The 13,193-nt window shown below is 67.4% G+C and carries 13 protein-coding genes; 3 read left to right on the forward strand and 10 right to left on the reverse strand.

The window, feature by feature from the left end:
• Positions 1–83: 83 nt before the first annotated feature.
• The 10 genes from ACQY4S_RS06815 to ACQY4S_RS06860 all read right to left on the reverse strand — a co-directional run bounded on the left by ACQY4S_RS06815 (position 84) and on the right by ACQY4S_RS06860 (position 10,120).
• The gene (locus ACQY4S_RS06815) at positions 84–950 is read right to left on the reverse strand and encodes an MBL fold metallo-hydrolase (RefSeq protein WP_428484429.1); all 867 of its coding nucleotides are present in this window, start codon (positions 948–950) and stop codon (positions 84–86) included.
• A gap of 20 nt (positions 951–970) precedes the next feature.
• Positions 971–2,008, reverse strand: coding sequence for an amidohydrolase family protein (locus tag ACQY4S_RS06820; RefSeq protein WP_428484430.1), 1,038 nt, complete (start codon positions 2,006–2,008; stop codon positions 971–973).
• A 79-nt stretch (positions 2,009–2,087) separates the two neighbouring features.
• On the reverse strand, positions 2,088–3,494 hold the full coding sequence (locus ACQY4S_RS06825) for an FAD-dependent oxidoreductase (RefSeq protein WP_428484431.1): 1,407 nt from the start codon (positions 3,492–3,494) through the stop codon (positions 2,088–2,090).
• Positions 3,491–4,816, reverse strand: coding sequence for a dihydroorotase (locus ACQY4S_RS06830; protein WP_428484432.1), 1,326 nt, complete (start codon positions 4,814–4,816; stop codon positions 3,491–3,493). Before ACQY4S_RS06830 ends, ACQY4S_RS06825 begins: the two co-directional genes overlap by 4 nt.
• A gap of 66 nt (positions 4,817–4,882) precedes the next feature.
• On the reverse strand, positions 4,883–5,434 hold the full coding sequence (locus ACQY4S_RS06835; RefSeq protein ID WP_428484433.1) for a Uma2 family endonuclease: 552 nt from the start codon (positions 5,432–5,434) through the stop codon (positions 4,883–4,885).
• 43 nt (positions 5,435–5,477) lie between these two features.
• On the reverse strand, positions 5,478–5,873 hold the full coding sequence (locus tag ACQY4S_RS06840; protein WP_428484434.1) for a lipocalin-like domain-containing protein: 396 nt from the start codon (positions 5,871–5,873) through the stop codon (positions 5,478–5,480).
• Positions 5,874–5,884: 11 nt separating this feature from the next.
• Positions 5,885–6,556 carry a hypothetical protein gene (locus ACQY4S_RS06845; protein ID WP_428484435.1) on the reverse strand — a complete coding sequence of 224 codons (672 nt, stop codon included), beginning with the start codon at positions 6,554–6,556 and terminating at the stop codon, positions 5,885–5,887.
• A 276-nt stretch (positions 6,557–6,832) separates the two neighbouring features.
• A complete protein-coding gene (locus tag ACQY4S_RS06850; protein ID WP_428484436.1) occupies positions 6,833–8,029 on the reverse strand; it encodes a CaiB/BaiF CoA transferase family protein in 1,197 nt (398 codons plus the stop codon).
• A gap of 100 nt (positions 8,030–8,129) precedes the next feature.
• Positions 8,130–8,933, reverse strand: coding sequence for a hypothetical protein (locus ACQY4S_RS06855; protein WP_428484437.1), 804 nt, complete (start codon positions 8,931–8,933; stop codon positions 8,130–8,132).
• On the reverse strand, positions 8,930–10,120 hold the full coding sequence (locus tag ACQY4S_RS06860; RefSeq protein ID WP_428484438.1) for an OpgC family protein: 1,191 nt from the start codon (positions 10,118–10,120) through the stop codon (positions 8,930–8,932). Before ACQY4S_RS06860 ends, ACQY4S_RS06855 begins: the two co-directional genes overlap by 4 nt.
• Positions 10,121–10,650: 530 nt before the next feature.
• Here ACQY4S_RS06860 and ACQY4S_RS06865 point away from each other — a divergent pair.
• From ACQY4S_RS06865 to ACQY4S_RS06875, 3 genes are all read left to right on the forward strand, one after another.
• On the forward strand, positions 10,651–11,658 hold the full coding sequence (locus ACQY4S_RS06865; RefSeq protein WP_428484439.1) for a hypothetical protein: 1,008 nt from the start codon (positions 10,651–10,653) through the stop codon (positions 11,656–11,658).
• Complete coding sequence (locus ACQY4S_RS06870; protein WP_428484440.1) at positions 11,655–12,194, forward strand: hypothetical protein; 540 nt, start codon at positions 11,655–11,657, stop codon at positions 12,192–12,194. Before ACQY4S_RS06865 ends, ACQY4S_RS06870 begins: the two co-directional genes overlap by 4 nt.
• A gap of 451 nt (positions 12,195–12,645) precedes the next feature.
• A complete protein-coding gene (locus tag ACQY4S_RS06875; RefSeq protein ID WP_428484441.1) occupies positions 12,646–12,978 on the forward strand; it encodes a hypothetical protein in 333 nt (110 codons plus the stop codon).
• The last annotated feature ends 215 nt before the right edge of the window (positions 12,979–13,193 follow it).

Consider the following 13,193-nt stretch of genomic DNA (forward strand, 5'->3'; position numbering starts at 1 on the left):
GCCGGATGACGGGGCAATAATCGTCCGGGGTCCCGCCCCCCGCGCTTCGTCGCATCTTGCGGCGGACGGCCGTCGGAGTCCGGTCAGGCATCTCGCACGTACCTGTAATCGAACCCCTCCCCCATCGCTTCCACCAGCCCCGTCGTCGGGTTGGGAAAATGGATCGGCAGGATCAAGGTGCCGGTCCCGGCGACATCGCCCAGGAACCGCCGCCGCGAGGCCGCCGCTTGCTTGGCATCCCAGTCGAAGATCGTCGACCAGGCAGGCTCGCGACACTGCAGCGCATGGTGCATCAGATCGCCCGTCACCACCGCCCGCTGGCCGCCGGAGCTGATGTTGACGCAGCAATGGCACGGCGAGTGCCCCGGTGTCGGCGTCAGCCACACCGTATCGTCCAGCGAATAATCATCATCCACCAGCAGCCCCTGCCCGGCCACCATGATCGGCTCGCAGTTGAAGCGCCAGACATCGCCCGGCGGCTGCTTTTCCTCCTTCGTCGCCTGTTCCCACGCCGCGTATTCGCGCCTGTGGAACACGTACTTGGCGTTCGGGAAGGTCGGCACCCAGCGCCCATCCCGCAGCACCGTGTTCCAGCCGCAATGGTCGATGTGCAGGTGGGTGCAGAACACGTAGTCGATCGCCTCGAATGACAGTCCCGCCGCGGCGAACTCATCCAGCCAGCGTCGCTTGGGGAAATCCATCGGCGCGGGGTAGCCCTTGTTTTCGCCGGTGCAGGTATCGACCAGGATCGTGTGGTGCGGCGTGCGCACCACGAATGTCTGGTAGGTGATGTTCATCATGCCGGTGGCCGGATCGAACACCTCGGGATCCAGCGTCTCCAGATGCTTGGCACCGACCGCCGGATCGTACGCCGGGAACATGTCGGCGGGTTTGCGCCAGGGACCGTCACGCTCGATGATGCTGGTGATCGTGACGTCGCCGATTTTCAACTGTCTCATCATAAGCTCCGTCAAAGGTCCAGGCGATAGAAACGAGCGGCGGTGCCACTGAACAGGTCGGTCTTCTCCGCCGCGCTGGCGCCTCGTGCCAGGATCTTGCAAGCGTTCCAGAACGGCGCATAGGCGTAGGAGCCCTTGTCCACCGGAAAGTTGCTCTCGAACATGCAGCGCGCCGCACCGAACGCCTCGATGCAGGTCTCGACATAAGGTTTCCATGCTGCCGCCAGATCCTCCGACGACGGCGGATCGGCTCTGGTGTGAAAATCCCAGCCGTTGATGCGCATCGCCAGGCCGCCGAGCTTGACCACGACATTTGGGCAGGCGGCGAGTGTGCGGATCGATTTCGACCAGTCGGTGAACACTGCGTCCCGCCGCCCTTCGTAGGCGCCGATCGCCAGCGGCCCGCCAACATGGTTCAGGCAGATCATGGTGCCGGGAAACGCCTGCGCCAGCGCCGTCAGCTCGCCGATCTGAGGATGGTACAGCCACGCATCGAACGACAGGTTCAGCGGCGCTAACGTTGCGAAACCCTCGCGGAACGCCGGGTCGGACATCAGCCCGGGCGGCGGCGCATAGGCCGGGTTCATCAGCGCCGGGTCGGGATCGTACGCGGTGATGTGGCGGATGCCGCGGAACCGCCCGCCGCCAGCGCGGATGTGCGCCTCCAGCACATCCCGCGCCCCGGCGCCAAGCCGCAGGTCGACATGCCCCACGATGCCGGCGCAGATCATCGTCGGACCATAGCCGCCCGAGGCGCTCATCGCGGCGACGCCGTTGACGAACTCGGTCTCGCCGACCGGGCGGAACGCCTCGGGTCCGCCGGCGCGGTGCATGGAGCGGCATTGCACGAACACCGTGGCGACGATGTTGTGCCCGCTGTTGGTGTCGGCCAGCAGGTCGTCCAGCATGTAGACCCAGTCTGGCCGCTCCCACAAATGGTGGTGCGGATCGACGATCGGCAGCTCAGGCTCCAGGATCGCCTCGGTCCGGCGCGCCAGCCAGTCGTCGCGCACCGGCAGGTAGGAACTGGTTTGGGTTGTCGTGCTCATGCTGGCGTTCCCCCGATTGTTCGGCGCATTGTTTCCCTCCGGACACCTTCTGCCAAGTCCCATCGGCAAGTCCCATCGGCTAACCGGTGTCCTGTTCCGCCCGCAACGAAACCAGGTCGGCCAGGCTGACCGGCTTGGTCGGAAACCGGGTCCGCAGCGGCTCAATGGCCGCCACCGGAACGCCATGCGCCGCCGCCAGCACCTCGATCGCCACCGGTCCGCACATCCGGCCCTGGCACGGCCCCATGCCGCAGCGGGTATAGGCCTTGAGCTGGTTCATCCCGCCGCAGCCGGCACGCGCCGCCTGCCGCACGTCGCCGGCCGAGACTTCCTCGCAACGGCATACCAGCGTCGTGTCATCCAGCCGCATCGGCACGGGGGCGAACAGGCGATCCAGCAACGGCCGCCCCGCGAGAAGCCGCCGATGCCGCGCACGCAACGGCGCGGCGACGGCATCGCGCCGCATCGGATCCAGCCGGCCCAGCGCGCATGCCGCGCCCAGCGCCGCGATCCGGCCTGACAGCACTGCCGCCGCGGCACCGCCGATACCAGCGCCATCACCCGCGACCAGCACATGCCGCACCGATGTCTGCCCCCAGGCGTCCGCGACCGGACGCCAGCTTCGTTGCACCTCGCTCCAGGCATGGGCACAGCCGACCGCTCGGCTCATCTGCACCGACGGGATGACGCCGTCATGCAACAGTAGCAGATCGGCGTCCTGCCGTTGCCAGCCGCGCACAGTGCGAAACGATACCGCACGCAGCGCCGTCTCGCCCTCCGCCCGCAGTTCGGCCGCGGCGATCCAGCGCACCTCGGAGAGCCGGCGCCGCCATGCCAAACCCTTACGGATGTCCGCTAATACGGCCAGGCTCGTATGACGCAGGGCGCGAATGGGCGAAAGCCCGTCCGACAGATCAATGACACCGGCGATCGCGCCCCCCGCCTCCAGCGCCTGCACCGCATAGAGCAGCAGCAAAGGCCCCTGCCCGGCCAGCCAGGTCCGCCCGGACGGCCGCAGCCCACCCGTCTTCAGGGCGATCTGCGCCGCGCCGATCGTCATCACCCCCGGCAAGGTCCAGCCCGGGATGGGCAGCGGGCGCTCCGTCGTGCCGGTTGCCAGCAGAATCTTGCGCGCCGTCGCGGTTCGGGTGGCCCTGGACCCGATCCCGGGTTCGCTCCAGAACACCTGCCCATCCGGTTCGATCGCCCCCGGTTCCATCGCCCAGACTGCCGCGTTCCAGCGCCGGTCCACCGGGCTGGCGCGCAGGCGCCGCATCAACATCAAGGCCGCCGCCTCATCGACGTCGGCCGCCCCGCGCGCCTCCAGCCCCTGCCAGATCCGGCCGCCGGGTGCGGCGTTCTCATCCAGCAGCAGGACCGACAGGCCATGCTCCGCGGCTTCCACCGCCGCCGCGATACCGGCGGGACCGGCGCCAATGATCGCCAGATCGACGGGCGCCAGATCGGGCACCAGATCCGGGTTCAACCGACGAACGTCACCAGTCTGCCGGATGGCGTGCCCAGCACCTCATCATCCCGCATGACCATCTGGCCGCGGATGATGGTGGCGATCGGCCAGCCGGTCACGTTCATGCCGGCGAACGGGGTCCAGCCGCAGGGCGAGACGATCCAGGATTCCTCGATCCGCCGCCGGCGCTTTAGATCCACCAGGGTGAAGTCGGCGTCGTAGCCTGCCGCCAGCCGCCCCTTGCCAACCACGCCATAGACCCGCGCCGGTCCCGCGCACAGCAGATCGACCATCCGCGCCAGCGACAGCCGGCCCGCGTTCACATGGTCCAGCATGATCGGCACCAATGTCTGCACGCCGGTCAGCCCGGCGGCGCACTCCGGCCACGGCAGCCGCTTCTTCTCCGCCGAATGCGGCGCATGGTCGGAGCCGATGGTGTCCACGATGCCATCGTTCACCGCCCGCCACGCCGCATCCATGTGCGCCTGGCCACGGATCGGCGGGTTCATCACGCCGAAGCCCGCCAGCCGCTCGTAGCAGTCAGGGGCGACCTGAGTCAGGTGGTTGACCAGCACCTCGCACGTGGCGACATCCCGGAAATCCTTCAGGTAATCGAACTCCTGCGCCGTCGAGACGTGCAGGATATGCGCCGGCCGCCCGGTCTTGCGCGCCAGCGCCATCAGCCGGCGGGTGCCGAGGAAAGCGCATTCCTCGTCACGCCAGACCATGTGGTTGGCATAGGGATCGCCAGACTTGAACAGCGGCTTGCGGGCCTGCAGCCGGTATTCGTCCTCGGAATGGAACGCGATGCGCCGACGGCCGGAGCGCATCGCCATTTCCAGGTGCTCGTCGTCCTCGATCATCAGGTCGCCGGTGGAGCTGCCGGCGAAGATCTTCACCCCGCAGACACCGCGCCCACGTTCCAGTTCGGCCAGCGCCGGGATGTTGGTCTTCGTGCCGCCGACATACAGACCCATGTCGCACCAGGCCACCGCCTCGGCGTAGTCCTGCTTCCACGCCAGGCGGTTCCCGTCGGTGATGGACGGGCTGGTGTTCGGCATGTCGAACACCGTTGTCAGCCCGCCCAGGATCGCGGCCCTGGTGCCGGTGGGGATGGTCTCGACCGCCTTGTCGCCGGGATCGCGCAGATGCACGTGCGGATCGATCAGTCCGGGAAGGACGTGCAGGCCGCTGGCGTCGATCGTCTGGTCGGCGGTGGCATCCGCGCCGACGCCAAGCGCGATGATCTTTCCATCACGCACGCCCACGTCGATATCTTCCGCGCCCCACGCCAGCATGCAGGTGCCATTGCGAATTAGCAGGTCGTAATGGACAGCCATCGATGGTCCTCTTCCGCTGCAGTACCGTTCTTGCGACTTGTGCGGCTCCGGTTACCCGGCCGGTATCTAACCCGTGAACGTCAGTCCGCGATATAGGTCGGGCAACGGCAGAATGATGTCCACACCCGGCAGCGTAAGTGTTCCCGCGGTATGGGCGGTGGCGATCCAGGCGCCGCCAGGCTCGCGCTGGAACACCGTGGCGCCGACCACCGTTTGCTCCAGAAGCACATAGCAGCGCAGCGACGGCAGGGCGGCATAGTCGATTAGCTTGTCCACCCGGTCCGTGGTGGCGGTATCTTCGGATAGGACTTCGAAGATCGCCAATGCGTCGGTCAATGTACGGGTGGCCTGATCAAGCGGCGTCGCACACACCACGACATCGGCATAGCGGATCACCGCGCCCATGCGAATGCGCATTTCATGCAGGGCTTTCAGTGGCCGTCCACCGATCATTGCAACCAGGGCCGTGCGTAAGTTGAAGACGATGTCCTGATGCGCGATGCTGCCACCGGTCATCGGGATGACGTCCCGGCCGTTGAACTCATGCTTACCCTCTTGCTTGTCTTCCCAGACAAGGAAGCGGTCGGTTGTCCAGGTATCGGTCAGCACGGTGTCCATGGCTAAGATCTACCACAGCCCATGCCGGTCATCCAGATCGCGATCAGATGTCCGCGATCTTCTCCCAATACAGCTCACGCTGCTCCACCAGGCCGCCATAGGCCCGCGGCGGCGGGCGCAAGATCATCAGCTCACCTTCGAACCGCACGTCGCGCACCTGATCCGAGCCGATCCGGCCAGCGTCGGAGGCGGCATCGACCCTGGTGATCAACTGCCCGTCCTCGAACGTATAGTTGCCGCAGTAACTGTTGTAGTCTCGCGTGCCGCCGTCGGGGATCGTCCGCCGCCCGTCGCACAGCACCGCCATCATCCGTCCGTCCGCGGCCAGAACGACGCGGCCCATGGCATGGCCGCCATACGGCGCGGGCAATTCGTTGCCGTTCGCGTCGTGTGAAACCGCCCGCACCAGGCGCCAGGTTCCAGTGACCGAAGTCATCATTCAATGCACCTTCACAACGTTGGAAAAATGCGTTCAAACACCGCCGGCGAGCCGTCGTCGAGCCGCATCCCCGCGCGCACCCGCCGGCTCCATGGATTGGAACCGCGCGCGGCATCCCACGCCGCCGAATCAGGCACGCCTGCGTTCTCGAACTCGTACACGGTCAGATATTTCGGTTGCGCCTCGACCGCGACGAAGCGGCGGGCCCGAAGCACGCCGGGCACGCGCAGGAAGTCGGGGATGTAGACGGTGTTGTACCAGTCGTTGAACTCTTCTTCCATCGACGCCATGACATCGATGCGGCCCATCTGCAGGTAACGTGGCAATTCGCTTGGGCTGTCCGCCGGATCTGTCTTCGCCGGAAAGATCTGCCGGTAACAGTTCAGCAGGAAATTCCGTCCGGCGGTGCTGCCGGAGGCCGCCAGCCGCCGGACCGAAGGCTGGTAGCGGACGGTGTCGAGAAACGCGGCGGAGTGAAGCACATTGTGGTCCTCCAGCTCATACATCGCCAGGTATCTCGGGCCGCCGCGCAGCGCGCGATAGCGTCCGGCGCTGAGGAATCCCGGCACCGCCAGCAGCCGGCCGATGTGTTCCTCGTCGTACCACCGATTGAACGCATCTTCCCGCGCCGGATCAACGTCGGTCCAGGCCATCAGAAGACCGGTGCCTCTGGTCTTTGGCATGATTGCTTTCTCCGGTTCGATCACTACGGTTTCCGTCTGCGGCCGGTCGTGATGCGACATCGCGTCGAGTATACCGCCCGTCTGGGTACGGTCGACAAGGTCAGACGCGTGTTGGGGTCGAACGGCCCGGTCAGACCAGGCAAGCCAGGACCGGGAGAACCCCACGCATCGTCCAACAACAGATGATAGCTGAGGCATCATGACTTGGTGCCTCACTTGGTGCCTCCGCGCTGCCGCGAATAGCGGCGACGAAAAGCCTGGCGCCGACCAGCGTGCCTAACCCACCCCCACCACCTTGCGCTCCACCAGCGCCTCGATCTCCGCCGCCGAGTAGCCATGCTCGGTCAGCACGTCCCGCGTATGCTCCCCCAGCCGCGGCGCGTGCGCCCGCTTCGTGCCGCTCTCGAACGGCGGCAGGCCCGGTATGTTCGGCATTGGCACCTTCTCGGACACGCCCGGCTGGGCCAGCCACGCCATGATCCCGGTGGCGGCCACCTGCTCTTCCATCAGGAACTCCTCGTAGCTGTTGACCCGACCGTTCATAATGCCCTTCGCGGTCAGCCGCTCCGACAGCCAAGCCGTGGAGCGCGCGGCCAACATCGGACGCAGCACGCCGTACAGCTCGTCCAGGTTGGTGCCTCGGGCGGCATGGGTGGCGAAACGCGGGTCCTCCAGCAACTGCGCCTGCTCGATCGCCTCGCAGAACGGCCGCCAGTCGGTCGCGCGCACCATGGTGACATTGATCTGCCCGTCGGCGGTGTTGAACACGCCGTTCGGCATGCTGGTCCGCGTCGTCGTGCCACGCTCAAGATGGTGCGCGATCAGGCGGATGATCGACAGCATCGCACCCCCCTGCATCAGGCTGAGTTCGATGAATCGGCCCTGTTTCACCGCCTGCTCCCGCCGCACATACAGCGACGTCGCGATCGCCTGGAACCCCAGCAGGCCGGAGAACATGTCGATCAGCGATATCGCGATCCGGTGCGGGTGGTTGTCGTGCTCGCCCCTGTTCTCGGTGACGATGCCGGTGAACGCCTGCAGCACCGGGTCCATCGCCGGGCGAGCCGCCAGCGGACCGGTCTGGCCGAAGCCGGAGATCGAGTAGTAGATGATCCCCGGCTCCTTGGCGCTGACCGCGTCATAGCCGAAGCCATAGCGCTGGATGGTGCCAGGCCGGAAGCCCTCGATGAAGACATCGGCGCCGCGCACCAGGCGCCAGAGGATCGCCTTGCCCTCCGGCGTCTTCAGGTCCAGCGCCAGGCTGCGCTTGCCCAGCGTGCCATAAAGGGAAAACGCCGAATGGTCTTCGTAGGTGCGGCCCAGGATGCGCGACCAGTCGCCGCCATTGTGCGGGGTTTCCACCTTGATCACGTCGGCGCCGTGTTGCGCCAGCATCATCGCGCAGGATGGGCCGGCAACGCCGCCGCTGAGATCAATGACCTTCATGCCGGCGAAGGCCGAACTGTAGTCCATGGTTTCCCCCATCCTCTGGTTTCCCGCATCCTTTGTGACAGGTCCATGTTACCGGCGGGTTGGCCGGATAGGCTACCCCGCACGCAATCGGCAAGGCCGGTCAGTGCGCGGCCCCGGCTGCCCCCGTCAGCACGAACTTCGCCAGCGCCCGCCCCAGGCAGATGTTCAGCAGCGTGATGGTATGATCCCGCTCCGAGCGGCTGGCGCGCTCCAGGTCGATCGCGCCGGAACTGGACCAGCCTTGCGTCAGGTCGAAGCGATGGAACAACGCCGCGCCGTTCATCATCGCGGTCTGCTGCAACGTCGTTTGGTATGGGCTCAGATCGGTGTTGGCGCGCAGGAAGCGGCTGAACTGAGGATCAACCACGGTGACATCGGCGCCGGCCTTGGCCGCGGCCTCGATCCCGTCCTCCAGCACGTCGCGCATCGTCTCCGGCCGCAGGCCACGCACCGCTTCCACCGTGCCGGTCTGCCAGACCAGCAGATCATAATGGTGCGCCGCCACTTCCTGCTGCAAGACCTCCAGCATCGCCTCGGCCGTCATGTTGCGGCCACCCGTCACCGTCAGATGAAACCGCGCATCGGGGCGCGAGGCTTCAAGCGCTTCCAGCATGTGGTAGGGAAACGATGCGGCCGGACGACTATAAACAAACGCCGGCCCACCCTTGCCGCTAGTGTCCCCCACCGTCGATCCGGACCCAAGTGCCAATATCTCGACCCCATGCCTTGCCGACAGCGCGGCCGCGACCCGAGGAAACGCGACGTCCGGCGTCGTCAGCTCCGGCGGCAGGTCACAGGCGACAGCCGCATCCGCCACCTCCGGCGCTTCGGCCCAACACGCCCCCGAAACCGCCGCCAACAGGAAAACAAGCAGGAAAACATGCGACAGCCGTTGCATGTTCATCCGGTATCAGGCTGCGCATGCACCGGCAATAGCGTTTCGGGGGCGGTCGGTGCGCCGCGTGCCTGCCCCGCGGCCATCCCCTGCGGCTGCGGCTTTCCCTTCGTCCGATACCACGCCGCCAGGGCGCCGACCGCGACCATGCCGATGGCACCAAACAGGTTGACGGCAACCTGCATCATGACGCCATCGTCATACTCCAGGCCCAGGCGGGCAAGGAAGCCGATCACGATGCCGGAGCAGAACACCGGCAACGAGTTCTGCCCAACCAGGACGAAAGGCGCGGCCCAGCGGCTGCGCAGCCACGGCTGGTCGAAGCGGATCAGCCGCACACACAGCCAGGTCAGCGCCAGGATCGAGACCAGCCGGAACGGATGCAAGCCGGTCTTGTCGTCGATCATCAGATACCGAAACACTGAGGACGAGAACCAATCCATCAGATGCGGGTGAGGATCAACCACCAGGTTGACCGCCATCCCCGCCGCGAGCACGACACAGGCCGCGGCATCGACCAACCGGGGGCGCCAGGGCATCTTCATCGGCGCGCAGGCCAGCAGCACGCCGATGACGAACAGGAACTGCCAGGCAAGCGGGTCGAAGAACCAGCCCTGCTCCGTCCAGGCGGCGAAGTTCAGGTGCGTAACCCGCACCAGCATGTAGACCGCGAAGGAGAGGGCGAACAGAATCCTCGGCCAGCGCAACAGCCAGATCGTCGCGGCGAAGAAAACCATTAACACGACATAAAGCGGCAGGATATTCAGCAGGCTCGGCTGGAACCGCAGCAACAACGCTTGCAGGATGCTGCGGTAGGGATCGTCCCCCAGCACGTCCAGGCGGGTTTCCGCCAGGTAGCCGATGCGGTTCAACGTCGTGGCGGAATAGGTCACCTGGGCGCTGAACAGCATGAACAGGAAGATGTGGGCGATATAAAGCGTCCAGGCGCGCTTCAGCACGTCCGCCGCGGACGAAATATACCCCTGCGTGCGCAGCCGCATCCCATAGGACAGCCCCGCGCCGTAGCCGGCAAGCAGCACGAACACCTCCGTCGCATCGCACATGGCGAAGTTGCGAAGGCTGAAATTCGCCAGGATATCTCCGGGAATGTGGTCGGTGTAAATCCACCACAGCGCCAGGCCACGGAAGAAATCGACCCGCAGATCACGGCTGCCGGATCGGCGTATCAGGGTCATGCGCCGGCTCCTCTCCGAGCCAATGTGGGCCAGCGCATAGCTGCCGGCATGGGATGGACACATTTCTTAATATCACGTTAACGTGAAGGCTGATGTGGCATCAAGAAGGCAACTGCTTCCGCTGCCGCACTGCGGCAGGTATTATTGCAAAAACCGACTTCGGGCATTGTCCGCCGGAGGAAAGGCTTCGGCAGTGCTCGACTTGGAGCGGTTTCCGATCAGGTTGCGCCACTTCTCGCGGCCAGGCGACCGCGCGTGCGAGGCAGGGTTGTCCCGCCCATCCGCCCCCAGCCATTGATGCAAGGATGGTCCGGACGAGCCGCTTCATGACGGGTTGAAGGTGGAGCGACTGGATCCAAGGGATGGTCCGGTCCCGAACTCTTAATCTTCCGACTTCTGCTGGGCGATTGTTCTGCAGTATAGGAAGCCAATCCCCATCCGGACATAAAACTGACGCTACCCCTTGCACTCGCGCGGGCGGCGTCCCACCTCCCGCAACATTTAGAACAAAGCACGAACATAAACCGGATATGCCCCGCCCCATCCCAGCCGCCAACACGCCCGCCGCCCACACCCTCGCCGCCAGCACCCTCGCCGCCAGCACGTTCGTCGCTTCCAACCCCGCCGCCAGCACGTTCGTCGCTTCCAACCCCACCGCATCACCCGACACCCTGCCACCGCCAGCCGACGACCCCCAGGCGATCTTCGCCCTCGACGGCCCGATCAACCCGGCCTTCGTCAATGAAGCGGTCCGCGTGCTGATGCGCGCCCTGCCGCTCGATCCGGCCGAACCGCAGGCCTGGGCGCACCGGCGCATGCACGCTGGCCTGCTCGCACTCGCCGCGCTGCACCCGCGCGACGAGATCGAGCTGATGCTCGGCGTGCAGGCCGTCGCCGCCTGGCACGCCGCCGCCGCCGGCTGGCGCCTCGGCATGAACCACCACCGCCCGTGCGGCGACAGCACCCGCCACACCGCCGCCGCCGCCACCGCCGCGCGCAGCTTCGACAGCCTGCTGCGCGCGCTGGAGCGCCGCCAGGCCAAGCCGCTCACCGTCCCGCCCGGCCGCCCGCCCGGCCGCGCCTGGCCGCCCGCGGACGCCAGCGCGGTGATGCAGGCCTGGGAGGCGCGCATCCGCCAAGGCACCACCACTCAGGGCACCACCACTCAGGGCACCACCACGCAGGCGGCCGATGCTCAGGCCACCACCCACGCCGCCGATCCCCACCCCTCCGCTGCCCACGCCGCCGACCCCGCCCCCGCCGTGGTCTGGAGCCCGCGCGCCATCGCCCTCGCCAACGAACTGCGCGAGGCCGACCGCATCGCCGTCGAGAACGAGGGCCTCGACATCGAACACACCGACGGCATCCTGCCCGGCGGCGGCATGATCATGCCCGAGCACCCGACGCCGCAGCAGGAGGCCTACATGGCCCGCCGCCTCGGCCTGGCCTACCGCCGCGAGTGCCAGGAGAACCTGCGCCGCGGCCTGCGCCAGTATCCGCCGATCCGCCACATCCGCCCCGGCGACCTGATCCTGTGAGCGCTGCCCCTGGATGCCCTTCCGCTGGACGCCAGCCCGCGGCAGGCCCGCCGGCCGGTCCGCCCGCCCCGCCGCTGCCGCCGTCCGCCCCACCGTCCGCGCCGCCGCCCACTCCGCCAGGCGACCCGCTGCGGGCGTTGCTGCCCGGCTTCCTGGTGCCGCTGCTGCTAGCCGGCGGCGGCGACACCGCACTGGCGCACGCCGCCGCGCACGCCGCCATCGCCGGCGGCGGCGCGCCCGGTCCCGACGCGGCGGCGCTGCTGACGCTCACCCGAATGCTCGGCTACGCGCTGGCCGAACTGGATGCGCTGCGGCTGTCGGCGGCGCCAGCTGTCTCGCTGACGATGAAGCTGAAGCTGCGCGGCAACGCCAACGCGCTGAACCGCTCGGCCCAGCGGATGACCGAGGCGCTGGCGGCGGGGCGCCACGACGGCGGCGGCGGCCGACCCGCGCGAGGCGGTCGACGAGGCGGCGGTGCTGGCCGCGCTGGACGCTGCCCAGGCGATGCTGCGCCAGGCCACGGCCGCACCGTCTGATGCGCCAGCCGCCGCCGCACGCGCCGCCGCGGCACCGGCTGAACCGATCGCCGTTCCGCTGGGGCCAAGCGAACCAGGGTCAGGCGAACCGGCGACGAACGAAGCGCTGCCGCGCGATCCGGCGCCTGCCGATGCCGGGCCGGACCAACCAACCCCTGCCGAACCAACTCATGCTGAACCAGCCCCTGCCAGACAAAGGCCGGCCAAACCGGCACCCACCGCAGCGGCGCCGGAGGCATCGTCCCGGCACTGTGGAGCGATGCCGGCGGCCGCTCAGATGACAGCCGCTTATCCGGTACCCACCCGCCCTCCCGTCATCGCGGGCAAAGCCCTCCCTTGCGTGCTCGGTCGCCCGCTATCCACGGCTTTGCCGCCAGCCGCCCCGCAACGCGCGGATCGCCGCCCCTTTGGCCCTGGCCAGTCGCCTGCCACGCCCGCCCCGAAGGCGCCCGTGCCGCACGCGGCCGCAATCCTCCGATCGGCGGCGCCGCCCACCAGCCACGCCCACAACCGGCTGTGGGCCAAGGCGATGACCGAGGTGGCCGAGGAATGCCGCGCCAACCTCGCCCGCCTTGCCCCGGCGCAACGCCGCCTGGAACTGCTGCGCATCGAGGCGCTGACCGCCACCGCGCTTGCCCTCGGCGGCGGCACGCTCGCCATGCCCGCGCTGCGCCGCGCCGACCTATTGGCCAGCACGGCAATGCCGACCCTGCCGCCCGCGATGGCGCCGTTCGTCTCCGGAACACAGCGTCCGGGCGGTCAGCCGGCGGACAAGACGACGTAACACCAGCCGATCTTTCAACCGATACATCTGACCCATCATGGCCCCGACTGCTCCGGTCGCCTACTCCAACGGGCGCCCCCGCGCATCGTCAGGACACCGCCACGACGCAACAAAAACGCCGCACAAGTCACGCAGGGACGGGCGGCACCTTCGTTTGCCCGAATAATACCAACCGACAAATGAGCTGACTCGTACGTGATTTCCGCCGGCTCGGG

Source organism: Rhodopila sp. (genome assembly GCF_965276935.1).
Classification (GTDB): Bacteria; Pseudomonadota; Alphaproteobacteria; order Acetobacterales; family Acetobacteraceae; genus Rhodopila.